The following is a 24471-nucleotide window of genomic DNA, read 5'->3' as shown; positions in this document are numbered from 1 at the left end:
GCCTGGGGGGCGGGGTAATCTGGGAGTGTAGTTCACGGGGCGCAAAGCCCGTGTTCAAACGTCTTCCCGCACCCGCCGAACCTGCACCAGCAACGCCGGCGCGAAGTGCAGTACCACCATTCGCGCCAGATGGTGAGTGAGGATAAACACCACATTCAGCCCGCCGGCGAACGCCACGATTGCGATGGTTTCGATTGCTCCTGGCATGTACGCGAGCCACAGCGACAACGCATCGCTGCCCAGCAACCGCGCGGCCGCCAATGCAAAAACCGCCGCCACCAGAATCATCAAACCGACCGATACCAGCGCCGTGCGGCCGTGACGTCCCAGCTCCGCGAGGCCAAGCCCTTGGAATCGCGAACCAATCCGCACACCGAGAATCAGCGCCGCCAGATTCAAACTCCAGTCCGGCATGTGAAAGCCCTGCAGCCATCCTGATTTCACGAACGCGGCGGTGATGATGATTGCCGTCAACATGAACGGCGCCGGCACGCCAACGGCCAGCAGCAAACGCCCGACCACCACGCTCAAACCGATCACTGCCAGCACGGTCAATGCCATGCCCGTCGACAGCGGATCAACTTCGGTCGCCGCAGCCGGTGCTGCTCCGGGAATCAGCAAACTCACCAGCAGCGTGATCAGCAGCAGCCGCATCAAGTGCACGATGATCACCTTGCTCGACGCCTGATGCGATTCCAGCAAATCGAACACCGCTGCCAGCGCGCCCGGATACACCGCCAGCAAGGCATCCGTTCGATTCCACCCCGCACCGCGCGACAGCCACCAGGCGGCCAGCGCCACTTGCACTGCCAGGCACAGCAGCAACACGCCGAGGCTCGGCAACATCGTCGATACCGTCGCACTGTCCCACGCTTCGAACATCAACCCGGTGGCGATACCCAGCGTGACCTGAATGTAGCCCAAGCCATAGGGCGTCGCTGGCGCGAATTTGAATTTGGTGACGACCAGTGCCGTCACGAGAATAGAGCCCAACAGCAAACCGTGGGGCACGCCTTCGAACTGCAACAGTGCGCCGAAGCCGGCAGCAATCAACAAACACAGAATGGATTTCATGGTCGCCTTCCTGGCTATTCAAGTGAGTCAGGCGCGCAACCGTCCAATCGCCCGCCGATACTTTTCGATCCGCTCCAGATCCTCCCAACTCGGCGAGGCAATCCGCGACAGGTCGCTGTTCTCTTCCAGATCCGCCAGTTTCACCACCCGCCCGATCGGGTTCTGCGCCGCGCGCTCGACAAAGTCCTCGTAGGATTCACCGGGCACTTTGGTCACCGATTCGATGGCGGACAAAACCGCTTCGCTGAAGCCTTCCTTGCGCAAATCCTCCAGGCTGATGCCACAGTCCTCGACCACATCGTGCAACACCGCGACGATGCGCTCTTCCAGGCTGCTCATGCGCAACATGACCTTCAGCGGATGCAAAATATACGGCGCCCCCCCCTTGTCCACCTGCCCCTCGTGGGCCGTGGCGGCAATGGCGATGGCGCGTTCCAGTGTCTGAGTCATGGGCTTTTCCTCGGGTCAGACGCCGTACCGGCCGCCAATATAGAAGTGGCGCTTGAACCAGCGCCCAATCGCCTGCAAACGTCCGGCTGGCTGCGCCGGCTCGGCATAGCGCTGGAGGATCAGCGAGACCAGATCAGCCTGACTCTCCCCCGAACGCGCGTCCAGCAACTCGGCCACCCAGGCACATCCGGCCTTCTTCAAATGCTCACGCCATTCACCGGGCCAGCCATCCAGCTCATCCAGCGCCAGCCACCGCGCACCGCCCTGCTCGACATGCCCGCCGCCGATCGATTGCTCGAAGCAGAACGGCGTCGCCGGGCGAGACAGGTCGATGCTGAAGATATAGATGTCTTGAGTTTTGTGCTGCGGCGTGGGGGCGTTGTTGCGGCTGCCGATTTGAATCATGCGCGGTTCCGTCCGTGGGAGAGGCGTTACAACTTGTTTCGCAGTCTACGACGTGGTGCTGATGGGGGGAACCTTTGGCGATGAGCCGGGACGTGGCAAGTGAAAAGTTTGAATGGGTAGTCCGGGGATTTTGTTTCAGTCGCCCACAAAAAAGGGACACCGCTGGGTGTCCCTTTTTGCGTTTGGATTCAGGTTGATGGATCAGCGTTTCATGGCTTCACACTGGTTGCGCAGATCCCCGTCGCCGATGCTCGCACAGCTGCTGCCCTGCTTCGCTTCACAGAAGGAGCGTTTGTCACGATCCTGGATACTCGCGCATGAACCGCCTTTCTCCCCTTCGCAAGCGGTGCGAAGATCGTAATTATCGATCGAGGCACAACTACTGCCTTTCTTGGCGTCGCAATAGGCGCGCTGGTCACGATCCTGGATACCCGCGCATGAACCACCCTTCTCCGCTTGGCAGGCCGTGCGCAAATCGTAATTGTCGATGGAATAACAACTGCTACCTTCCTCCATGGCCTGGCAATAATTGCGTTTGTCTGGGTCAGTGATGCTGGCACAACTGGCGGAAACGTAACCGCTGAACAGCAACAACATCGCAAGAATCAGTTTCATCTCACACTTCCTTGAGCTTGCCGGGAAACAGCCTGGCACTGGGTAAAGCAATCAAAACCAGATCAGCGCTTCATGGCCTCACACCGCGTACGCAAATCATGGTTGTCGATGTTCCCGCAACTGCTGCCGCCCGTTGTGGCATTGCAGTAGGCGCGCTGGTCGTGGTCATCGATGTTGCCGCAGGAGCTGCCACCCTGCTCCGCATTGCACCGCGCACGCAGGTCATGATCATCGATGTTGCCGCAGCTGCTGCCGCTCTTTTTGGCATTGCAGTAGGCACGCTGGTCGTGGTCGTCGATGTTGCCGCAGGAACTGCCGCCCTGCTCCGCGTTACAAGCCGCCCGCAGATCGTGATTGTCGATGTTGCCGCAACTGCTGCCGCTCTCCCTTGCATTGCAATAGGCGCGCTGATCGTGGTCATCAATGTTGCCGCAACTGGCAAAGCTGTAGCCGCTGAACATCAACAACATTGCGAGTAATAGTCTCATCACACACTTCCTTGGTTGACCAGGAACCAGCCTGGCACTGCTTGAGCCGATGAATGAGCGTCGCGACACGCCATCAAATTGACATCGGTTTTGGGGAAAGTTCCGGGGGTGGAATGTGTGATGAGTTTTTTGATCTGAAAACGCCGTAGGAAATTGCTCCGCGTGGTGAGGGAGCTTGTTCTTGCGGGGCTGCGAAGCGGGCCGAAATCTGGCAAGTCGTTTTCCCCTGTTGCTCCGCAGCCCTTGATTTACGCCGGTTGCGCCGCCGAACGCGAGCGAACTCTCTGGCCAGACGTGGTGATTTCACGTCCTACAGGCTGATTGCGACGGTGGGAATCGGTGCCTAGAGTGGGTCTGTCGCTGAACGAATTTGGCGATAGGGTTTCGCAGCCCTAAGGAAAATTGACTAACACCGTCAAACTACAATTCTGGCAAAATTCGCCGGCATTACGTTTTACGGCAGTTGTGTGCGGGAGACTTACGGGTCTGCCGGGTTTGGTCTCTTCCTCGGTCTGCGAACCCGCACACATCTGCCACCCACTTTGTTTCGCAGCAGAAAGGTGGCTCATCTTTACCAAGAGACCTTTCCATATGACGATCAAAACACCGCTCCACCGCCACGCGAAGATGTCCCATCCCGCTACCGACCACCCTGTCCTGCTCATCGACGCCGACACCACACTGAGCGATCTTCACGCCTGCCTTAGGGAACGGCTCGATGCTGTTCTGAAATACTTGGATCTGATGGCCTGCATACATCTCCCCGACCACGCCGAGCATGACATCAACACCGTCAGCACCATCGCCAGAATCTTGATTCAGGACGTGAGTGACGTGTTTCGGGTTATAGAGCAACGAGGATTTTGATGTTCTTGCCTGGAAGCTGAAGGACTTACACAATTAAACTTTTCAACTTTTATGCCCGTTTTAAGCCTTGCCAAGTACATGGCGCTTGAAAAGAAAGGACAAGCACCAATCGGAATAATCACAATTAGTGAAAGTTATTAAAACCTGTCATTTATTACAGGTGACAATATCTCTCACCTAAAACACAATCACTCCACAGAAATATGCATTCTGGAAATCACGCCCATTTCGAAACTGGAGATTGAAAATGACATACCCACTGAATGGAAACTATGATGGCGGAAGCGGAAACATATACCGCCTTGTGATTGAAAACTTCAACGAATCAACCGGTTGGTGCAGCGGCTACTTCCACGACGCTCAGACAAACAAGTGGGAAAAAGTGACAGGCCACTACCACTTTTACGGGGAAGGTCAAGATGAGACAGTACTTCAATTCAATACTTCACATGGTTCCTGGAGATGGGAAGCGGACTACGTCGGCGGCGCGCCATCCTTTAACAATTGGACTGCCACTCTAAATGGTGCTGGTTATGCTCAAATGGATTTTATCAAAGAGTCAAACACGCCACAAAGGGTAACGGCAGCGGAGCTAAATCGGGGCGAATAAGCAAGTCAGAACCTAGAAAAATTCGGACCGCCAGCCCATTAATCATAAAAAATCAATCAAAGCCATCCCCTGGCGTAATAGGTATGGCTTTGAATAAAACCGACAACAATAGAGCTTGCATAACGCGAAGCGAATCATCAAAAATTCGCCGGCGTATTCGCACTAATAATCTCCGCCTCATCCGCCCCAATATTCCGGAACTTGTGCGGCAGCGTCGTCGGAAAGTAATACCCATCCCCCGCACTCAACACGCTCACCTGCCCATCCACCGTCAACTCCACGGTGCCACGGGTCACTAACCCACACTCCTCACCTTCCGAGTGAACAATCGGCTCTTCCCCGGAGCTCGCGCCCGGTGCGTATTGCTCGCGCAGCAAGCGCATCTGGCGGCTGGGGACCGAGGCGCCGATCAGGAGCAGGCGCAGGCCGTGGCGGCCGAGGTCGGGTTGTTCGTTGGCGCGGAAGACGTATTGGTGTTCGCGGGGGGGCTGGTCGAAGGTGAAGAAGTCGGCCAGGGACATCGGGATGCCTTCGAGCAGCTTTTTCAGTGAGCTGACGGAAGGACTGACACGATTCTGTTCGATCAGGGAGATGGTGGCATTGGTCACGCCGCTACGCCGGGCCAGCTCGCGCTGGGAGAGTTTGTAGCTTTCGCGTACTAGTTTGAGTCGAGAACCCGTATCCATGACAGCCTTATGTGAGAACGACTTAAGGGCGATGGGGGTGGGTGGCGGGTGCCGCGCAAGGCGCGCGGATCACGTTGCTCCCGTGTCCCGGAACCGTGAAAGGCGGCTATTAAATCACGTTTGTCGGTGTTGCTCAGCAGGTTCGATGGACGGCACATGAAAAAGCCGGCGACGCCCTTTTTGGGGGCGCCACCGGCGAGGTTAATCAGATGCCGAAACGGTCGCGCAGCGAGTAGTACACGGCGCCGAGGGCGGTCAGTGGCGCGGAGAAGGTGCGGCCGCCGATCATCGGCATGTGTGGCAGGGAGGCGAAGGCGTCGAAGCGTTCGGCGTCACCGCGGATCATTTCCGAGATCAGTTTGCCGGCCAGGTGCGAGCAGGTGACGCCGTGGCCGCTGTAGCCCTGCATGTAGTAGGCGTTTTTCTCGATGCGGCCGAATTGCGGCATGCGCGACATGGTCAGCAGGAAGTTGCCGGTCCAGCGGTAGTCGATTTTCACGTCTTTGAGCTGCGGGAAGGTCTTGAGGATCTTCGGGCGGATCAGGGTTTCAATGTCGTCCGGTTCACGGGCACCGTAGACCACGCCGCCGCCGTAGAGCAGACGGTTGTCGGCGGTCAGACGGTAGTAGTCGAGCAGGTAGTTGCAGTCCTCGACGCAGTAGTTGTTGGTGATCAGGCCGCGGGCCTGCTTTTCGGTCAACGGTTCGGTGACGCAGATCTGCGAGCCGCACGGCATGCTCTTGGCGGTCACGCGGTTGTCGAGGCCTTGCGGCAGGTAGGCGTTGCCGGCGATCAGCAGGTACTTGGCGCGGACCTGGCCTTTGGCGGTGCGCACGACGTTGGGTTCGCCGTATTTGATTTCCACCGCAGCGGACTGTTCGTAGATCTTGCCGCCCAGACGCACGATGGCGGCGGCTTCACCGAGGGCCAGGTTCAGCGGGTGGATGTGACCGCCCTGCATGTCCAGCAAACCGCCGACGTAGGCGTCCGAGCCGACTTCGCGACGAATGTCCGCAGCGTCGAGCATCTTCAGGTTTTTATTGCCGTAACGTTCCCAGCTACGTTTCTGTTCGGCGAGTCCCTTGAGCTGTTTGTTGTTCATCGCTGCGAAAATGCCGCCCGGGCGGTAGTCGCACTTGATGTCGTATTCCTTGATGCGCGAACGAATGATGTCGGCGCCTTCGAAGATCATGCTGCCGAGGATTTCGGCGGTCTTGTCGCCGTAGCGCTCTTCGATCACGTCGACGTCGCGGCTGTAGGAGTTGACCAGTTGACCGCCATTGCGACCGCTGGCGCCGTAGCCGACTTTCGCCGCTTCCAGCACCGTCACCTTGTAGCCGGCTTCGGTCAGGAACAGCGCCGAGGACAGGCCCGTGTAGCCGGCGCCGATGATGCAGACATCGCACTCCACCGACTCTTCAAGCGTCGGGAAGTCGATGACTTCGTTGCGGGTGGCGGCGTAATAACTGTTGACGTGTTGTTGTTTCATTATTGTTCTCCGAGGGACGCCGGAAAAACCGGCGTCCACCGTTGTAAATAGAATTAGAGCTTGATCCAGGTCGCTTTCAGCTCGGTGTACTTGTCGAACGCGTGCAGCGATTTGTCCCGACCGTTGCCCGATTGTTTGAAGCCACCGAACGGTGCGGTCATGTCGCCGCCGTCGTACTGGTTGACCCACACGCTGCCGGCGCGCAGGCCACGGGCGAAGGTATGAGCCTTGCTCAGGTTGCTGGTCCAGACCCCGGCGGCGAGGCCGAAGATGCTGTCGTTGGCGATGTGCAGTGCTTCTTCAACGGTGTCGAAGGTGATCAGCGACAGCACCGGGCCGAAGATTTCTTCCTTGGCGATGGTCATGGCGTTGGTCACGCCGTCAAAAATCGTCGGCTCGATGTAGGTGCCGCCGGTTTCCTCGAGGGTGCGGCGGCCGCCGGCGATCAGCTCGGCGCCCTGCTCCCGACCGATGCTGATGTAGCGCAGCACGTTGTCCAGTTGACGCTGATCGACCACGGCGCCGACGGTGGTCGCCGGATCCAGGGCGTGACCCGGTTTCCACGCTTGCAGCGCTTCGACCAGCAGCGGGATGAATTGCTCGCGGATCGAACGCTCCACCAGCAGGCGCGAGCCGGCGGTGCAGACTTCGCCCTGGTTGAACGCAATGGCGCCGGCCGCCGCTTGTGCTGCCGCGCGCAAGTCCGGTGCGTCGGCAAACACCACGTTCGGGCTCTTGCCCCCAGCTTCGAGCCAGACGCGTTTCATGTTGCTAAGGCCTGCATAAATCATCAGTTGCTTGGCAATCGCGGTGGAACCGGTAAAGGCCAGCACGTCGACGTCCATGTGCAGCGCCAGCGCCTTGCCGACGGTGTGGCCGAAGCCTGGCAGGACGTTGAACACGCCTTTCGGAATGCCCGCATCCAGCGCCAGTTGCGCAATGCGGATCGCGGTCAGCGGGGATTTTTCCGAAGGTTTGAGGATGAACGAGTTACCCGCCGCCAGCGCCGGGGCAAATTTCCAGCTGGCCATGATCAGCGGGAAGTTCCACGGCACGATGGCGGCGACCACGCCGGACGGCTCGCGGGTGACCAGGCCGAGTTGATCGTGTGGGGTGGCGGCGACTTCGTCGTAGATCTTGTCGATGGCCTCGGCGCTCCAGCGGATCGCGTTGGCGGTCGCCGGGATGTCGATGCTCATCGAGTCGCTGATCGGCTTGCCCATATCGAGGGTTTCGAGCAGCGCCAGCTCTTCCTGGTGTTGCAGGATCAGGTCGGCGAAGCGGATCAGGATGCGCTTGCGTTCGGCCGGGGCCTTGTTCGCCCACACGCCGGAATTGAAGGATTGGCGCGCGGCTTCAACGGCAAGGTTGGCGTCGGCTTCATCGGTGCTGGCGACGGAGGCCAGGAAACGGCCGTCGACGGGGCTCAGGCATTCGAAGGTTTCGCCGCTGATGGCCGGGCGGTATTCGCCGTTGATGAAGGCACGGGATTCGAGGGTCAGGGACTGGAAGCGTTGTTCCCAGTCGTTGCGGGTCATGGTCATGGGGGGGTGACTCACACATAAGAATTAGTGACCGATATCCCTGTGGGGGCGACGGTGCGACTTGCTCGCGAATACGGCGGGTCAGTCACCTTCAATGTTGAAGGTGATGGCCACTTCGCGGGCAAGTCGAATCGTCGCACCGTCGCTCCCACAGGGTTTTGCGGTGTTAGCGAGATCGCGCTTGAGCGTCAGACGGTATGCAGATACCAGTTGTACTCAAGGTCAGAGATGGAGTTCTCGAACTCGGCCAGCTCGCTTTCCTTGCACGCGACGAACACGTCGATGTACATCGGGTCGATGTAGCGGGCCATGACTTCGCTGTCGTCCAGCTCACGCAGGGCGTCGCGCAGGTTGTTCGGCAGGCTCTGTTCGTTCTGCTCGTAGCTGTTGCCTTCGACCGGAGCGCCCGGCTCGATTTCGTTGGTCAGGCCGTGGTGGATACCGGCCAAAACGGAAGCCATCAGCAGGTACGGGTTGGCGTCGGCACCGGCGACACGGTGCTCGATGCGCACGGCATCCGGCGAACCGGTCGGCACGCGGACGGCCACGGTGCGGTTGTCGATGCCCCAGCTCGGCGAGTTCGGCACATAAAACTGCGCGCCGAAGCGGCGGTACGAGTTGACGTTCGGGCACAGGAAGGCCATTTGCGCAGGCAGGGTCTCCAGCACACCGCCGATCGCGTGGCGTAGCGCGGCGTTCTGCTCGGGATCCTCGCTGGCGAAGATGTTGTTGCCTTCTTTGTCCAGAATCGAAATGTGTACGTGCAAACCGTTGCCCGCCTGGCCCGGATACGGCTTGGCCATGAAGGTGGTGTCCATCTCGTGGTCGTAGGCGATGTTCTTCACCAGACGCTTGAGCAGGACGGCGTAGTCGCACGCCTTGATCGGGTCGGACACGTGATGCAGGTTGACTTCGAACTGCGCCGGGGCGCTTTCCTTGACGATGGCGTCGGCAGGAATGCCCTGCTCTTTCGCGCCTTCGAGGATGTCTTGCAGGCAGTCGACGTACTCGTCGAGGTCGTCGATCAGGTAGACCTGGGTCGACACCGGACGCTTGCCCGAAACCGGCGAACGCGGCGATTGCGGACGGCCGTTCACGTTGTCCTGGTCGATCAGGTAGAACTCGAGTTCGAACGCGGCGCAAATGGTCAGGCCCAATGCGTCGAACTTGCGCACCACGTTGGCCAGCACTTCACGCGGGTCGGCAAAGAACGGCTCGCCTTCCAGTTCGTGCATGGTCATCAGCAGTTGCGCGGTCGGACGCTTCTGCCAGGGCTCGATGCTCAGGGTGCCGGGGATCGGGTAGCAGATGCGGTCGGCGTCGCCGATGTCCAGGCCCAGGCCGGTGCTTTCCACCGTGGAGCCATTGATGTCGAGGGCAAAGAGCGAGGCCGGCAGGTTGATGCCTTTCTCGTAAACCTTGTGAAGACTGGTGCGCTCGATGCGCTTGCCGCGCACCACACCGTTCATGTCTGCAATCAGAAGGTCGACGTACAAAACCTCAGGATGTTTCTTAAGGAATGCGTTTGCTTCGTTGAGTTGAACGGCACGCAGAGGGACCGACATGATGCACCTATTTAGCTGTTAATTATTATGTTCACTGCTGTTTCGCGGAGCCAGTCAACCCGAACGGCAAAGTGAAGTCAATAGCGAACACCGGGCCGCTCAGCGTTTATTTTTCGGGCTTTTTTTAACACTCACGTGCCAATGACGACGCCAGAGACCCGTGAATCATGAAGATTTGATGAACGGCGTTTAGAATTTTTTACATAGGAGTTGTTAATTAAAATCAACGACGCTAAGCTCCGGAAAAGCTCGTTCAAGTGTCAAACTTCGAGGTGAATAAAAATGGCATTCAAGCCATTGATCGGCGTTACTGCGTGCGTCAAACAGATTGGCCTGCACCCCTATCACATCAGCGGCGACAAGTACGTTCGCGCTGTCAGCGTTGCGGCGCTGGGGTTGCCCGTCGTCATTCCTTCCCTTGGCAAACTGACTGAAATCGAAGATCTGCTGGGTCAGCTCGACGGTCTGTTGCTGACCGGCTCGCCGTCCAATGTGGAACCCTTCCACTATCAGGGCCCGGACAGCGCTCCCGGCACGGATCACGATCCGGCGCGGGATGCCACTACCCTTCCTCTATTACGTGCAGCCATCGCGGCGGGCGTTCCGGTACTCGGCATTTGCCGGGGCTTCCAGGAAATGAACGTGGCGCTCGGCGGCAGCCTGCACCAGAAGGTGCATGAACTGCCGGGCATGCTCGATCACCGCGAAGCCGACAGCCCGGACGTCGCCGTGCAATATGCCCCGGCCCACGCCGTGAAGGTATTGCCGGGTGGCGTGTTCGAAGCGCTGGAGCTGCCGGGTGAATTCCAGGTCAACTCGATTCACAGTCAGGGCATCGACCGCCTCGCGCCCGGCCTGCGCGCCGAAGCCGTGGCGCCGGATGGCCTGATCGAGGCGGTCTCGGTGGAGCACAGCCCGACCTTCGCCCTCGGCGTGCAATGGCACCCGGAATGGCAAGTGCTGGACAACCCGAACTACCTGCGGATTTTCCAGGCATTCGGCGAGGCTTGCCGCCAGCGTGCGGCGCGACGCAACCAGCGCTGACGCCACCCAACGATTGCAAAACCATTTACTGCCCCCGCGGGGTCGGCGGCTGCGCGCTTGCGCATCCGTCATCCGCGATCAGCAACACACCGCGAAAACAAAAAGCACCACCCGGCAGCCAGGACGGCGGCGCCGAACAACCCGCACGGTGCGGGTCTGCAATCCACTCTTAAGCCAGGCCGCGTTGGCCCGGCGACTGAAACCTGTTGGGAGTTTCACATGGCAAACGCCTCCAGCACTTACAGGAAGGCTCTTGAAGGTCATCAGCAACCGAAAAAGGTTCTGGTGAAAGTCGATCGAGTCACCAAGAAGTTCGATGAAACCACTGCGGTGGACGATGTGTCCCTGGAGATCCATCAGGGCGAAATCTTCGCCCTGCTCGGCGGCTCCGGCTCGGGCAAATCGACCCTGCTGCGCATGCTCGCCGGTTTTGAACGACCAACTGAAGGACGCATTTTGCTCGACGGTGTCGACATCACCGACATGCCGCCGTACGAGCGGCCGATCAACATGATGTTCCAGTCCTACGCCCTGTTCCCGCACATGACTGTCGCGCAGAACATCGCCTTCGGCCTCAAGCAGGACCGTTTGCCGGCCAGCGAAATCGACGCCCGTGTCGAAGAAATGCTGCGCCTCGTCCACATGACCCAATATGCCAAACGCCGCCCGCATCAGCTGTCCGGCGGCCAGCGTCAGCGCGTGGCCCTCGCCCGCTCCCTGGCCAAGCGGCCGAAGCTGTTGCTGCTCGACGAACCGATGGGCGCGCTGGATAAAAAACTGCGTTCGCAGATGCAGCTGGAACTGGTGGAAATCATCGAGCGCGTCGGCGTGACCTGCGTGATGGTGACCCACGACCAGGAAGAGGCCATGACAATGGCCGAGCGCATCGCGATCATGCACCTGGGCTGGATCGCCCAGATCGGCAGCCCGGTCGACATATATGAAGCCCCGGTCAGCCGCATGGTCTGCGAATTCATCGGCAACGTGAACGCCTTTGACGGCACCGTGGTCGAGGACCTTGAAGGTCACGCGATCATTCACAGCCCGGACTTGCAGCAAAAGATCTACGTCGGTCATGGCGTCAGCACTTCGGTGCAGGACAAATCGATCACCTACGCGATCCGCCCGGAAAAAATGCTCGTCAGCACGATCAAGCCAGAGACCCGCTACAACTGGTCCGAAGGCAAGGTGCATGACATCGCCTACCTCGGCGGCCACTCGGTGTTCTACGTCGAGTTGCCGAGCGGCAAGATCGTCCAGTCGTTCATGGCCAACGCCGAACGCCGTGGCGCGCGGCCGACCTGGGACGACAAGGTCTACGTCTGGTGGGAAGACGACAGCGGCGTGGTACTGCGCTCATGAGAACCTTCAATCAGCAATTCCTGCGCCTGGTGCCCAGCGGGCGAAAGTTCGTCATCGGCATCCCGTTCATCTGGCTGTTCCTGTTCTTCATGCTGCCGTTCTTTTTGGTGATGAAGATCAGCTTCTCGGAAGCCGCGCTGTCGATCCCGCCGTACTCGGAGATTTACACCTACGCCGAACAGAAATTCCAGCTGCTGCTGAACATCGGCAACTACACCCTGCTCGGCGAAGACGAGCTGTACCTGTCGGCGTATCTCGGTTCGCTGAAGGTGGCGTTGCTCAGTACGCTGATGTGCCTGGTGATCGGTTTCCCGATGGCCTACGCGATCACCAAGACCGGCAAGGAAACGCAAAACGTCCTGCTGCTGTTGATCATGATGCCGACCTGGACCGCGATCCTGATCCGCGTGTATGCGTGGATGGGCATCCTCAGCAACAACGGTCTGCTCAACGCGTTCCTGATGTGGACCGGGCTCACCGATCACCCGATCGAGATCCTCAACACCAACACCGCCGTTTACATTGGGGTCGTGTATGCGTATCTGCCGTTCATGGTTCTGCCGCTGTACGCCAACCTGGTGAAGCACGACGGCAGCCTGCTGGAAGCCGCGCAGGATCTGGGTTCGAGCAACTTCAACAACTTCTGGAAAATCACCGTGCCGCTGGCCAAGAACGGCATCATCGCAGGCTGCATGCTGGTGTTCATTCCGGTGGTGGGCGAGTTCGTGATTCCGGAACTGCTGGGCGGCCCGGAGACCCTGATGATCGGTCGCGTGCTGTGGCAAGAGTTCTTCAATAACCGCGACTGGCCGGTGGCGTCTGCCCTGGCGGTGGTGATGCTGTTGATCCTGATTGTGCCGATTCTGCTGTTCAACCGCAGCCAGGCCAAAGAGATGGAGGCACGGGGATGAAACGCTTCGGTTTTGCAAAGTTCATGCTGATCTTCGGCCTGACGTTCATTTATCTGCCGATGCTGATTCTGGTGATCTACTCGTTCAACGCCTCGAAACTGGTAACGGTCTGGGGCGGCTGGTCGGTGAAGTGGTACGTCGGCCTGCTCGACAACACCCAACTGATGGGCTCGGTGGTGCGCTCGCTGGAAATCGCCTGCTACACCGCGATTGCCGCCGTTGCGCTGGGCACCCTCGCCGCTTTCGTGCTGACCCGCGTAACGCGCTTCAAGGGTCGTACGCTGTTCGGTGGTCTGGTCACCGCGCCGCTGGTGATGCCTGAGGTGATTACCGGTCTGTCGCTGTTGCTGCTGTTCGTAGCGATGGCGCAACTGATCGGCTGGCCGCAAGAGCGTGGCATTGTCACCATCTGGATCGCCCACACCACGTTTTGTGCCGCTTATGTGGCGGTGGTAGTCTCCGCCCGTTTGCGCGAGCTGGACCTGTCGATCGAAGAAGCGGCGATGGATCTGGGCGCGAAACCGTTCAAGGTGTTTTTCCTGATCACCATCCCGATGATCGCGCCGTCGCTGGCGGCGGGCGGCATGATGTCGTTCGCCCTGTCGCTGGACGATCTGGTGCTGGCGAGCTTCGTCTCCGGCCCGGGTTCCACCACCCTGCCGATGGAAGTGTTCTCGGCCGTGCGTCTGGGTGTGAAGCCCGAGATCAACGCCGTGGCCAGCCTGATTCTGCTGGCAGTGTCGCTGGTGACCTTCCTGGTCTGGTACTTCGGCCGCAAGGCAGAAGCCAACCGCAAGCGGGCGATTCAGGAAGCGATGGATCAGACCGCCAACGAATCGTGGCAGCAACCGCAACCTCAACGAGTGGCAGCGACGGCCTAGGGCCGTCGCGTTTTACGGCTTTGCGCTTTGGCTTAAAAGCTTCTTAATAAAAAGAATGGAGTTTCACCGATGAAAATGTTTGGCAGGACTCTGCTGACACTGTCCTTATTGGGCGCAATCGCCACGGGCGCCCAGGCCAACGACAAGGTGCTGCGCGTTTACAACTGGTCGGATTACATCGCCCCGGACACCGTCAAGAAGTTCGAGGACGAGACCGGCATCCGCGTGACCTACGATGTGTTCGACAGCAACGAAACCCTTGAGGCACGTTTGCTCGCGGGTAAGTCCGGCTACGACATCGTGGTGCCGTCCAACAGTTTCCTGGCCAAACAGATCAAGGCCGGGGTCTACCAGACTCTGGACAAATCGAAGCTGCCAAACTGGAAAAACCTCAACCCGGTGCTGCTGAAAAACGCCTCCGCCAGTGATCCGGACAACGCCCACGCGTTCCCGTACATGTGGGGCTCGATCGGCATCGGCTTCAACCCGGACAAGGTCCGCGAAGTGCTCGGCAAGAATGCGCCGACCAATTCCTGGGACCTGCTGTTCAAACCGGAGAACGCCGAGAAGTTGAAGGCCTGCGGCATCAGTTTCCTCGACTCGCCGACCGAAATGCTTCCGGCCGCCCTGCACTACCTGGGTTATCCGGTGAACGACAAGGACGTGAAGCACATCGCCGAAGCCGAAGCGCTGTTCATGAAAATCCGGCCGTCGGTGGCGTATTTCCATTCGTCGAAGTACATCTCCGATCTGGCCAACGGCAACATCTGCGTGGCCGTCGGCTACTCGGGTGACGTGCTGCAGGCCAAGGCCCGCGCGGTGGAATCGGGCAACAAGGTCGAGATCGACTACAGCATTCCCAAGGAAGGCGCCGGCAGTTTCTATGACATGGTCGCCATCCCGCGCGATGCCGCCAACGTCGAGAACGCCTACCTGTTCATGAACTTCCTGATGCGCCCGGACATCATCGCCGAAGTCACCAACAGCATCGGCTACAGCAACGCCAACGAAGCCGCGACGCCGCTGGTGGACGAAGCGATCCGCAACGACCCGGGGTCGTACCCGCCGCAAGCGGTGATGGCCACGCTGTATGCGGTGCCGGATCAACCGATTGCCACGCAACGGATCATGACCCGGGGCTGGACCCGCGTGAAACTCGGCAAGTAATTGCACCACCGATGATCGTTCCCACGCTCTGCGTGGGAATGCAGCCCGGGACGCTCCGCGTCCCAAAGCGGACGCAGAGCGTCCATTGAGGCATTCCCACGCGGACGGTTCGACGCCTCGACGTGGGAACGATCAGAGTTACAAGTTTCCGTTCACGCAGCGCCTTACCACCGCTGCCCCCTGCTCTGAACGGCATCACCTGGCTTCCTCGGTTCAGGTGAATTCAGGCGCCCTCGGGCGCCTTTTTTTGTGGGCTCAGATCAGCGGCCAATCGGCCAGCGAGCGATAACGGCCCTTGTGGGACTCGAACAGCGCAAAGCGTTCAGCGCGCAGGAAAAACTCTGGCGCAGTGGCGGATTCCGGTTCCGGCGCCCGATAGTCGCGGGCCAGCGTCAGGTGCGGACGATACTCCCGCGTCGCCTCTTCAAACCCGAATGGCAACATCGCCTGCTCCAGCGCATACACCAGTCGCAGCAATCCCTGCGGCGCCTGCTCCGGCGCCAGCGACAACACCCCGGCACGCCGCCAGACCTGCAACCGATCCAGCGAAATCCTCAGCGCCTCCCCCGGTGTTCGCACCTTCGCCGCCGCCTCGCAGACCTCGCCAATCTGCGCCAACGGCACCGCGCCGAGAAACAGCAACGTCAGGTGGAAATTGTCGGCCGGCACCGGTTTGCCGGCACGCAAACCCAGTTCGCTGCGCCACTGGGCAATCGCCTTGCGCTGTGCCGGCGGGCAGTCCAGGGCGAAGAACAGCCGCTTGACCGGTTGATCCCCGCGCGTTTCGTCCATCATGGCCCCGCTCCTTCGTTCGTCGAGATCCCTGGATTCTACACGCCCGTTTCTGGCGACTCTCGGCATGGGGTTTATAGTTCAACGATTGCCATCAACCGGAGGACGTCATGCGCGAGATCCTCAGCAAAGAACCCTGGTGGGCCCGACCGCCGAATCCCGGACAGGATGAGAGTGAACTGGAATGGGGCTGGCTGGTGCATTACAGCGAAGGTGAGCCACGTTTCGAATTCGTCCGCGAGCGGCCGACGGACGAGCAGATCCGCAACCGCAAAGGCTGCCGGATCACCCCGTCGGCGGAGTGACCCGGCGGCGCGGCATCAAGGCTCGAGAATGTCCTTGAAGCCACCGAAGATCATCCGCTGCCCATCGAACGGCATCGGGTTGACGTCCGGTTGCATGCGCGGGTCCTCCATCATTTTTGCCATGCCGGCGTCGCGGGTGGCCTTGTCCGGCCAGACCAGCCAACCGGCCGATACGACTTCGCCTTCCTTGAGTTTTACGGCCATCGGGAATGAGGTGACCTTGCCGTCCGGCACGTCATCGCCCCAGCCCTGAATCACCTCCAGCGCGCCGTATTCCTTGAACAGCTTCGCGGCGATTTCGCAGTGTTTTTTGTACTGTTCGCGGTTGGCATTCGGCACGGGCGCCACGAAAACATCGATGTAAGCCATGATCATTCTCCTTGCAGGGTGGGTTCGATCTGCTGAGTAGTCGACTCGGACGGCCGCCATTCGACACGGTTGACGCCCAACCCGACCGACGGTTCATCTCGCCCGCCCAAATTGCCCTCGACCTGCGCCGCCATGTGCAGCGTGCCGGCCATCACGCCGGTGGTCGGGTTTTGCACCAGTTTCAGCCAGGCCTTGTCGAAGGTGTTGCCCAGGCTGCTGCGGATCAGCGCTTCACTGTCCGGGCGGTCGTTGGCCTGAATGATTGCGCGCACGCCCGCCACGCGGACCGAAATCAGCGCCCCGGCCAGTTTGCCGGCTGCGGCCGCCACCGCGCTGGCCGCGCCGCGCGGGGCCATTTCCGCCTCCATGCGCTGGCTGGCGCGCTTGGCCACCGGCGCCATGGCCGACTCAGTCGAGGTCACGCCTTTGGAGCCGCCGTCGGTGTGAATCTTGTCGATCAGCGCCGCGTAGGCCGGCAGCGTGTTCAACGGTTCAGTGCTGACAACCTGATACAGCGAAGCATCCCTCGCCGGCGGCGGGCCAAGGGCGATGGCAGGGATTTTCTGCAATCGCCGGTTGAGCTGGGCAATGGGCACGCCGTGGCGCTGGGCGATGACCGGCATCTGCTGCGCCATCAGTTGCGCGTAGAACGCGGTGGACTGGCCGAGGATCGCGTCCGGGTCGATCTCCACCGCTACCGGCGCCAGCACCCGTTCCTGATATTGCTCCAGCAGATAGGCCGCCAGACGCTTGGCCGAGGCATCCTGCTCGCCGCTGGCACTGATCGTGTACCAGCTGACCTTCATCGACAGCCATTCCTGGGTCCAGTAGCTGCTGAACCACGGGATGAAATTTTCTTCAGTTTGCTCATAGACCCGAATGCGCCAATGTTCCATCGAGCCACGGGCGAATACCTTGACCTGCTCGGTGGCCTGTTTCGAGGCGCTGACAATTTCCCGGTCGATCTGCTGCCAGGTCGCCGGCGAAACCACCACCGCCGGCGCGGTCACCGGGGCCCGCGCCGTAGTGGCGCAGCCGGCCAGCAACACCAGTGCGGCGACGAGCAGCGCACGCAGGTTCACGGTGGCGGTCCTTATCTGTTCTTTGGTCGCAAGACCTGAAGAATCCGGAGAGAGATGACATGAGTATAGGTGCGTGGGGTGCGCCGTTTATCCGCTGGTCAGGGCCGCGCCGGTCCAACCATCAATGGCGTCGATATTCACCATCGCGACGATTGCCTTCCGCCGACCGCTCGCCAAAGGCACGATTAACCCATCCGAAACACACAGCACGAGGAGTTCACATCATGATCAATACCGTCACCCTCGCCGTGAGTTTCCCGGTCTTCGGCAGCAACTACTACGATCAGCACGCCGTGTCGCGCAAGACACAAGCGCTGGTGTTCGACGAAGCCTTCGAAGATCTGTTGATGCCCGCCGCCAGCAATCATTTCAGCAATGAAGTGGTGGGCCTCAACGATCAGTTCCGTTTTCTGAGCGACATTCTCGCCACCCATTTGCTGGACATCGAGGCCTCAGTGCCTGCGCGATCCAGCGTCCGGGCGAGCGCTCATTTTTAATGCCAGAGGGCGTTCCCGCAAAGAAACGCCCTCTTCGTTTCAGTCAGTCATCATCCCGGTCGCGGTGATAACGACGCCCGTCGCGGCGGTCGTCATCGCGGTCGTCCCAGCGCCGGTCATGATCGTAATAACGGCCATGATCGCGGTCGTAATGCCGGCCATGGCGATGGTCATCATCGAAATCCGCCACACAGCCGCCCAGCAGTACAGCGGCGGAAACGGTCAGCAGCAGGCTTGTTGCACGCATCATTCAGAATTTCCCTAAAACCAAGGTCTTGACGACGGAAACGGCAGCGCTGCCCGCACCGATGAGGCGCGGTGTGCGCTGCCGCAGATACGACCGGGGAAAACGACGATGATTCACCGACCGCCGATGACCGTTGATCGCCTCGCCCGCCTCGCCCGAGCGGCGGCCAAATGCCACCTATACTGCTTGCAACGCGCAAAGGATCTGCCCCTCAAAAACAACAAGTAGAGGTGCGACATGGTCTGGCAACAAGTCTATGACCCGTTCGGCAATCCGGTGATTTCCACGATCATGGCCGCCGTTCCAGTGGTGGTGATGCTGGCGGCGCTGGCCTTCTTTCATGTGAAGGCGCATCTGGCCGCACTGCTGGCGCTGGCCTCGGCACTGCTGATCTCGATCTTCGCCTTCGGCATGCCCGCTAACATGGCCGGTTCGGCGGCGCTGTTCGGGGCGGCCAACGGGCTGCTGCCGATTGGCTGGATCGTGCTCAACATCATTTTTCTGCATCGCCTGACCACCGAGAACGGCTCGTTCAAGGTGTTGCAGGATTCGCTCGCCCGCATCACCGACGACCGGCGCCTGCAATTGCTGCTGATCGCCTTCTGTTTTGGCGCCTTCTTTGAAGGTGCCGCCGGGTTCGGCACGCCGGTGGCGGTGACTGGGGCCATTTTGATCGGTCTTGGTTTTTCGCCACTGGCAGCGTCCGGTCTGGCGCTGATCGCCAACACCGCACCCGTGGCCTTCGGCGCACTGGGCACACCGATCATTACGCTGGCCAAGGTCACCGGGCTGGATGAAATGGAGCTCTCGATGATGGTGGGACGGCAGCTGCCGTTCTTTTCGGTGCTGGTGCCGTTCTGGCTGATCTGGGCCTTCGCCGGGTGGCGAAAGATGCTGGAGGTATGGCCGGCGATTCTGGTGGCTGGCGTCAGTTTCGCCATCCCGCAGTTTCTGGTTTCGAACTACCACGGGCCGATGCTGGTGGATGTGATCGCCGCGCTGATTTCCATGGCCTGCCTGACGTTGTTCCTCAAGGTATGGAAACCGGCAACCGTCCACACCTCGGCCGCGCTGTCGGGGCGGCATGACGACTCGAAGGTCGAAGAAGAAAAGGTCACGGCCAGCGCCGCATTCAGCGATCAGGCGCGCCCGGCAGTGATGCGCGCGTGGATGCCGTGGATCATCCTCACGGTGTTCGTGTTTGCCTGGGGCACCCAGGGTTTCAAGAACATGTTCGACACTCGTCCGGCGATTGATCCCGTTACCCAATCGGCCAGGCTTGATCCGCAGGGCAAACCGCTGCGCGAGGCCAATCCGGTGTTCGCCCCGGCCGTGACTTTCAGCTCCCTGCATCTGCAGATCGAAAAAGTCCCGCCGGTGGTCGCCGCGCCGAAAGCTGAAGAGGCGGTGTACAAGTTCACCTGGTTCACTGCCACCGGCAGCGGCATCCTGCTCGCGGCGATTGTCGGTGGATTGCTGATGGGCTACTCGATCCCGCAACTGATCAAACAGTACCTACGCACGCTGTGGGTCGTGCGCTTTTCGCTGATCACGATTGCCGCGATGCTGGCGCTGGGATTCCTGACCCGCTACTCGGGGCTGGACGCGACCATGGGGCTGGCATTCGCTGCCACGGGGATTTTCTACCCGATGTTCGGCACCTTGCTCGGCTGGCTTGGCGTAGCGCTGACCGGGTCGGATACCGCGTCCAACGTGCTGTTCGGCGGCTTGCAACGGGTGACGTCGGAGCAGTTGGGCATCAGCCCGGTCCTGATGGCGGCGGCCAACAGCTCCGGCGGAGTGATGGGCAAAATGGTCGACGCGCAGTCGATTGTGGTCGCCTCGACGGCGACACGCTGGTACGGCCATGAAGGGGAAATCCTGCGTTACGTGTTCTTCCATTCCATCGTGCTGGCAATCCTGGTCGGCGGCCTGGTGACGTTGCAGGCGTATGTGGCGCCGTTTACGTCCATGGTGGTCGGCGCGCATTGAGATCGCGGGTGCCTCGGTTGTGAGAGCGATCTGACTCACAGCCAAGGCACCCGCGTTCATTCTGTCGATTGATGAAGCGCGCGCATGAGGCCATGCGCAAATCAAAGAAAACCTTTTCCTCTCCAGCGTGGTCACTCCTAGAACAGAGCGAGACTGGCAACCACGCCAGCGTACCCGTGCGGGTCTTTCACACCCTGCCGACCTGATAGAGGAAGCCAAGCAAATGAATGACCATCCGCCAATGGCGATCTCCCGACGCCGTTTCCTGATTCTTGGTGCCGTGACCGCAACCGCGTTCGCGATGCCCCCTTTCATCAGCCTCAAGGCCTACGCGGCCAGCCTGGAGCAACCGGCCATGGCCAAAGTAACTATCGAAGTCAACGGCAAGCCACAGGCGCTGGAGGTTGATACTCGCACCACCCTGCTCGACGCCCTGCGCGAACACCTGCACCTGACCGGCAGCAAAAAGGGCTGCGACCACGGTCAGTGCGGCGCCTGCACGGTGATCGTCGATGGCCGGCGAATCAATTCATGCCTGACCCTGGCGGTGATGCAGGACGGCGCCAAAGTCACCACCATCGAAGGCCTCGGCATGCCAGACCACCTGCACCCGATGCAGGCGGCATTTATCAAGCATGACGGCTACCAGTGCGGATATTGCACGCCGGGGCAGATCTGCTCGGCGGTCGCCGTGCTCCAGGAAATCCGCGACGGCATCCCCAGCCACGCCAGCGCCAGCCTCACCGAAGCGCCGCAACTGATCGCCAGCGAATTGCAGGAACGCATGAGCGGCAACATCTGCCGATGCGGCGCCTACTCGAACATCATCGAAGCCATCAGCGAAGTCGCGGAGGTGTCAGCATGAGAGCGTTCAATTACAGCCGCGCCGACTCCCCTGCCGCAGCCGCCGCTCAAGCTGCACAAATCGAAGGTGCGCGTTTCATCGCCGGCGGCACCAACCTGCTGGACTTGATGAAGCTCGACATCGAAACGCCGCAGCAGCTGATTGACGTCAATCACCTGGGCCTCGACCAGATCGAAGCCACCGACGACGGCGGCTTGCGCATCGGCGCACTGGTGCGCAATACCGATCTGGCCGCCGACAGCCGCGTCCGGAAAGACTACGCGCTGCTGTCCCGCGCCTTGCTCGCCGGTGCATCGGGCCAGTTGCGCAACATGGCGACCACCGCCGGCAATCTGCTCCAGCGCACGCGCTGCCCGTATTTCTACGACACCAATCAAGCCTGCAATAAACGCAATCCCGGCAGCGGTTGCGCGGCGATTGGCGGGGTCAGTCGACAACTCGGCATTATCGGCGTCAGCGATGCTTGCATCGCGACCCATCCGAGTGACATGGCGATTGCGATGCGGGCGCTGGATGCCCAGGTCGAAACGATCAAGGCCGACGGCAGCACGCGGCGCATCGCCATCGCGGACTTCCACCAGTTGCCCGGCACCACACCGAATGTCGAAACCAGTCTGATGCCGGGCGAGCTGATCACCGCCGTCACCCTGCCCGCGCCAGTGGGCGGCACCCATGTCTATCACAAGGTGCGCGACCGCTCGTCGTACGCCTTCGCGCTGGTTTCCGTCGGCCTGATCCTGCAGAAGGATGGCAGCGGCCGCATCGCCGTCGGTGGCATCGCGCCGAAACCCTGGCGAGTCGAAGCGGCGGAAGCGCTGCTGCCGCAAGGCGCGAAAGCCGTCACCGCACGCCTGCTCGACGGCGCCACGCCTACTTCTGACAACCAGTTCAAAGTGACATTGGTCGAGCGCACGATTGCCTCGGTGCTGGCCCAAGCGAGGGACGAAGCATGAAATTCGACACGCCCGCCACGACCAACCCGATTGATCAGTTGAACGTCATCGGCAAACCCACCGACCGCATCGAAGGCTCGCTGAAGACCAGCGGCCAGGCGCCTTACGCCTACGAGCAACATGAAGCCGTGAAGAATCAGGCCTATGGCGTGATGGTCGGTTCGGCCATTGCCAAGGGTCGCATCACCCGCATCGATCTGGAGGCCGCCCGCGCCGCGCCGGGGGTGCTGACCATCGTCACCGCCGCCAATGCCGGCAAGCTCGGCAAAGGCCAATACAACGCCGCGCACCTGCTGGCCGGGCCGCAAGTGCAGCACTATCACCAGGCAGTAGCGCTGGTGGTCGCCGAAACCTTCGAACAGGCGCGGGCTGCCGCGCAGTTGGTCAACGTCGAGTACGCGGCCGACAAAGGTCAATTTGATCTGGCCAGCGTGCGCGATCAGGGCGTGGAGCCGAAAGACGAATTGCCGGACGTCACACACGGCGATTTCGCCAGCGCTTTTGCCGCCGCGCCCGTGCAGTTCGACCAGACCTACACCACGCCGGATCAGTCCCACGCGATGATGGAGCCCCACGCGACACTTGCCGTGTGGAAAGGCGATCAACTGACGCTCTGGACCTCCAACCAGATGATCGCCTGGAGCGTCGGCGACATCGCCGCCACCCTCGGCCTGCCCAAGGAAAACGTGCGGTTGATCTCGCCGTATATTGGTGGCGGTTTCGGCGGCAAGCTGTTCATTCGCGCCGACGCGATCCTCGCCGCTCTGGGTGCACGGCTGGCGAACCGTCCCGTGAAGGTCGCCCTCGCCCGTCCGCAGATCGCCAACAACACCACCCACCGTCCCGCCACGATTCAGCGGATTCGCATGGGCGCCACGGCTGACGGCAAACTCACCGCCATCGCCCATGAAGGCTGGTCGGGCAACCTCGCCGACGGCAAGGTCGAAGTCGCGGCACAGCCGAGTCAGTTGCTCTACGCCGCAGAAAATCGCCTGGTGACCATGCGCCTGGCGCCGCTGGATCTGCCGGAAGGCAACGCCATGCGTGCACCGGGTGAAACGCCGGGGCTGATGGCGCTGGAGATCGCCATGGACGAGATGGCGGAACAGCTCAAACTCGATCCGATCCAGTTCCGCATCCTCAACGACACGCAGGTCGATCCGGTGAAAACCGAGCGGCCGTTCTCCCAGCGACGTCTGATCGAATGCCTGCAAACCGGCGCCGAGCGTTTTGGCTGGGATAAGCGCAATGCGGCGCCCGGCACCCGTCGCGAAGGTCGCTGGCTGATCGGCATGGGCGTTGCGGCGGCGATTCGCAACAACCTGCTGGTGAAGTCCGGCGCACGGGTACGACTGGAGCGCGACGGCAAGATCACCGTTGAAACCGACATGACCGACATTGGCACCGGCAGCTATACGATCATTGGTCAGACTGCAGCGGAAATGATGGGGGTCAGCCTGGACGATGTGGTGGTGCGACTCGGCGATTCGAATTTCCCGGTGTCGGCGGGCTCCGGCGGCCAGTTCGGCGCCAACTGCTCGACCGCCGGGGTTTACGCGGCGTGCATGAAGCTGCGCGAAGCGATCGCGACCAAACTGGGCATGAACGCGGGTGAAGCGCAGTTTGTCGACGGCCACGTGCGGCTGGGCAACCAGAACGTGCCGTTACGTGACGCCGCGCAACACGCCCCGATCGAAGTCGAGGACAGCATCGAATTCGCCGACCTCGCCAAGCAGTACCAGCAATCGACCTTCGGCGCGCACTTCGTCGAAGTCGCGGTGGATGCCGCCACCGGCGAAGTGCGCGTGCGACGGATGCTCGCGGTGTGCGCCGCCGGGCGGATTCTCAATCCGAAATCGGCCCGCAGCCAGGTGATCGGCGCCATGACCATGGGCGTCGGCGCAGCATTGATGGAAGAGCTCGCGGTGGACCAGCGCCACGGCTTTTTCGTCAACCATGACCTGGCCGGCTACGAAGTACCGGTGCACGCCGACATCCCGCATCAGGAGGTGATTTTCCTCGATGAAACCGATCCGATTTCATCGCCGATGAAAGCCAAGGGGGTCGGTGAACTGGGGATTTGCGGCGTGAGTGCAGCGGTGGCGAATGCGATCTATAACGCCACGGGTGCACGGGTGCGGGAATACCCGATTACCTTGGACAAGATTCTCGCGTCACTGCCGCAGATGATTTGATTTGTGGACTGGCCCC

The 24471-nt window shown here is 60.7% G+C and carries 26 protein-coding genes; 13 read left to right on the top strand and 13 right to left on the bottom strand.

Annotation, left to right across the window (positions count from 1 at the left end; translation table 11 throughout):
* Positions 1–54 precede the first annotated feature (54 nt).
* From ACTJK9_RS16700 to ACTJK9_RS16680, 5 genes are all read right to left on the bottom strand, one after another.
* Entirely contained in the window at positions 55–1074 is a 1020-nt protein-coding gene (locus ACTJK9_RS16700; RefSeq protein ID WP_085613028.1) for an AbrB family transcriptional regulator, read from the bottom strand.
* Positions 1075–1101: 27 nt separating this feature from the next.
* Positions 1102–1524, bottom strand: a complete 423-nt coding sequence (locus ACTJK9_RS16695) for an HD domain-containing protein (protein WP_221399376.1) — start codon at positions 1522–1524, stop codon at positions 1102–1104.
* Positions 1525–1539: 15 nt separating this feature from the next.
* Positions 1540–1929: a hypothetical protein gene (locus ACTJK9_RS16690; protein ID WP_440814920.1), complete on the bottom strand. Its 390-nt coding sequence runs from the start codon at positions 1927–1929 to the stop codon at positions 1540–1542.
* Between the two features lie 201 nt (positions 1930–2130).
* Positions 2131–2544, bottom strand: a complete 414-nt coding sequence (locus tag ACTJK9_RS16685) for a hypothetical protein (RefSeq protein ID WP_007957072.1) — start codon at positions 2542–2544, stop codon at positions 2131–2133.
* Between the two features lie 62 nt (positions 2545–2606).
* Entirely contained in the window at positions 2607–3032 is a 426-nt protein-coding gene (locus ACTJK9_RS16680; protein ID WP_039770908.1) for a hypothetical protein, read from the bottom strand.
* A gap of 591 nt (positions 3033–3623) precedes the next feature.
* On the opposite strand from ACTJK9_RS16680, the gene ACTJK9_RS16675 reads away from it, so the two are divergent.
* Complete coding sequence (locus ACTJK9_RS16675) at positions 3624–3899, top strand: fructose-bisphosphate aldolase (RefSeq protein ID WP_085613025.1); 276 nt, start codon at positions 3624–3626, stop codon at positions 3897–3899.
* Between the two features lie 247 nt (positions 3900–4146).
* Positions 4147–4509 carry a hypothetical protein gene (locus ACTJK9_RS16670; RefSeq protein ID WP_143492976.1) on the top strand — a complete coding sequence of 121 codons (363 nt, stop codon included), beginning with the start codon at positions 4147–4149 and terminating at the stop codon, positions 4507–4509.
* A gap of 137 nt (positions 4510–4646) precedes the next feature.
* Here ACTJK9_RS16670 and ACTJK9_RS16665 read toward each other — a convergent pair whose 3' ends face one another.
* The 4 genes from ACTJK9_RS16665 to ACTJK9_RS16650 form a co-directional block, all read right to left on the bottom strand.
* Positions 4647–5195, bottom strand: coding sequence for a cupin domain-containing protein (locus tag ACTJK9_RS16665; protein WP_007957093.1), 549 nt, complete (start codon positions 5193–5195; stop codon positions 4647–4649).
* 205 nt (positions 5196–5400) lie between these two features.
* The gene (locus tag ACTJK9_RS16660) at positions 5401–6684 is read right to left on the bottom strand and encodes an NAD(P)/FAD-dependent oxidoreductase (RefSeq protein ID WP_440814916.1); all 1284 of its coding nucleotides are present in this window, start codon (positions 6682–6684) and stop codon (positions 5401–5403) included.
* A 53-nt stretch (positions 6685–6737) separates the two neighbouring features.
* Positions 6738–8228 carry an aldehyde dehydrogenase gene (locus ACTJK9_RS16655; protein ID WP_085613023.1) on the bottom strand — a complete coding sequence of 497 codons (1491 nt, stop codon included), beginning with the start codon at positions 8226–8228 and terminating at the stop codon, positions 6738–6740.
* Between the two features lie 188 nt (positions 8229–8416).
* Entirely contained in the window at positions 8417–9793 is a 1377-nt protein-coding gene (locus ACTJK9_RS16650; RefSeq protein WP_011333558.1) for a glutamine synthetase family protein, read from the bottom strand.
* Between the two features lie 282 nt (positions 9794–10075).
* Between ACTJK9_RS16650 and ACTJK9_RS16645 the strand changes: the two genes are divergently transcribed.
* The 5 genes from ACTJK9_RS16645 to ACTJK9_RS16625 all read left to right on the top strand — a co-directional run bounded on the left by ACTJK9_RS16645 (position 10076) and on the right by ACTJK9_RS16625 (position 15158).
* Positions 10076–10837, top strand: coding sequence for a gamma-glutamyl-gamma-aminobutyrate hydrolase family protein (locus ACTJK9_RS16645; protein WP_440814914.1), 762 nt, complete (start codon positions 10076–10078; stop codon positions 10835–10837).
* 219 nt (positions 10838–11056) lie between these two features.
* A complete protein-coding gene (gene potA / locus ACTJK9_RS16640) occupies positions 11057–12199 on the top strand; it encodes a polyamine ABC transporter ATP-binding protein (RefSeq protein WP_007957110.1) in 1143 nt (380 codons plus the stop codon).
* Positions 12196–13110, top strand: coding sequence for an ABC transporter permease subunit (locus tag ACTJK9_RS16635; protein WP_064595393.1), 915 nt, complete (start codon positions 12196–12198; stop codon positions 13108–13110). Before potA ends, ACTJK9_RS16635 begins: the two co-directional genes overlap by 4 nt.
* On the top strand, positions 13107–13991 hold the full coding sequence (locus ACTJK9_RS16630; RefSeq protein ID WP_007957119.1) for an ABC transporter permease subunit: 885 nt from the start codon (positions 13107–13109) through the stop codon (positions 13989–13991). Before ACTJK9_RS16635 ends, ACTJK9_RS16630 begins: the two co-directional genes overlap by 4 nt.
* 69 nt (positions 13992–14060) lie before the next feature.
* The gene (locus ACTJK9_RS16625; RefSeq protein ID WP_007957121.1) at positions 14061–15158 is read left to right on the top strand and encodes a polyamine ABC transporter substrate-binding protein; all 1098 of its coding nucleotides are present in this window, start codon (positions 14061–14063) and stop codon (positions 15156–15158) included.
* Positions 15159–15413: 255 nt separating this feature from the next.
* Here the strand turns inward: ACTJK9_RS16625 and thpR are convergent, their stop codons facing one another.
* The gene (gene thpR / locus ACTJK9_RS16620; RefSeq protein WP_440814910.1) at positions 15414–15953 is read right to left on the bottom strand and encodes an RNA 2',3'-cyclic phosphodiesterase; all 540 of its coding nucleotides are present in this window, start codon (positions 15951–15953) and stop codon (positions 15414–15416) included.
* Positions 15954–16060: 107 nt separating this feature from the next.
* Between thpR and ACTJK9_RS16615 the strand changes: the two genes are divergently transcribed.
* Positions 16061–16255: a hypothetical protein gene (locus ACTJK9_RS16615; RefSeq protein ID WP_007957125.1), complete on the top strand. Its 195-nt coding sequence runs from the start codon at positions 16061–16063 to the stop codon at positions 16253–16255.
* Positions 16256–16270: 15 nt separating this feature from the next.
* Here ACTJK9_RS16615 and ACTJK9_RS16610 read toward each other — a convergent pair whose 3' ends face one another.
* Entirely contained in the window at positions 16271–16624 is a 354-nt protein-coding gene (locus tag ACTJK9_RS16610) for a DUF1428 domain-containing protein (protein ID WP_064595389.1), read from the bottom strand.
* Positions 16625–16626: 2 nt separating this feature from the next.
* A complete protein-coding gene (locus ACTJK9_RS16605; RefSeq protein ID WP_440814908.1) occupies positions 16627–17706 on the bottom strand; it encodes a hypothetical protein in 1080 nt (359 codons plus the stop codon).
* Between the two features lie 224 nt (positions 17707–17930).
* On the opposite strand from ACTJK9_RS16605, the gene ACTJK9_RS16600 reads away from it, so the two are divergent.
* Complete coding sequence (locus ACTJK9_RS16600) at positions 17931–18203, top strand: hypothetical protein (protein WP_039770930.1); 273 nt, start codon at positions 17931–17933, stop codon at positions 18201–18203.
* Positions 18204–18246: 43 nt separating this feature from the next.
* Here the strand turns inward: ACTJK9_RS16600 and ACTJK9_RS16595 are convergent, their stop codons facing one another.
* Complete coding sequence (locus tag ACTJK9_RS16595) at positions 18247–18453, bottom strand: hypothetical protein (RefSeq protein WP_064382340.1); 207 nt, start codon at positions 18451–18453, stop codon at positions 18247–18249.
* Between the two features lie 234 nt (positions 18454–18687).
* Between ACTJK9_RS16595 and ACTJK9_RS16590 the strand changes: the two genes are divergently transcribed.
* The 4 genes from ACTJK9_RS16590 to paoC all read left to right on the top strand — a co-directional run bounded on the left by ACTJK9_RS16590 (position 18688) and on the right by paoC (position 24455).
* Positions 18688–20442 carry an L-lactate permease gene (locus ACTJK9_RS16590; RefSeq protein ID WP_085613017.1) on the top strand — a complete coding sequence of 585 codons (1755 nt, stop codon included), beginning with the start codon at positions 18688–18690 and terminating at the stop codon, positions 20440–20442.
* Between the two features lie 241 nt (positions 20443–20683).
* Positions 20684–21307: an aldehyde dehydrogenase iron-sulfur subunit PaoA gene (paoA, locus tag ACTJK9_RS16585; RefSeq protein WP_440815018.1), complete on the top strand. Its 624-nt coding sequence runs from the start codon at positions 20684–20686 to the stop codon at positions 21305–21307.
* A complete protein-coding gene (locus ACTJK9_RS16580) occupies positions 21304–22260 on the top strand; it encodes an FAD binding domain-containing protein (RefSeq protein ID WP_440814906.1) in 957 nt (318 codons plus the stop codon). Before paoA ends, ACTJK9_RS16580 begins: the two co-directional genes overlap by 4 nt.
* Positions 22257–24455 (top strand): aldehyde oxidoreductase molybdenum-binding subunit PaoC, encoded by a 2199-nt coding sequence (gene paoC, locus ACTJK9_RS16575; protein ID WP_440814904.1) that lies wholly within the window; start codon positions 22257–22259, stop codon positions 24453–24455. The genes ACTJK9_RS16580 and paoC overlap by 4 nt, the downstream gene beginning before the upstream one ends.
* Positions 24456–24471 lie beyond the last annotated feature (16 nt).

The sequence above is a fragment of the Pseudomonas sp. 22082 genome, assembly GCF_052046055.1.
Lineage (GTDB): Bacteria > Pseudomonadota > Gammaproteobacteria > Pseudomonadales > Pseudomonadaceae > Aquipseudomonas > Aquipseudomonas pharyngis.
The sequence above is the reverse complement of the archived record's forward strand: the minus strand, read 5'-3'. Positions and strand labels throughout refer to the sequence as shown.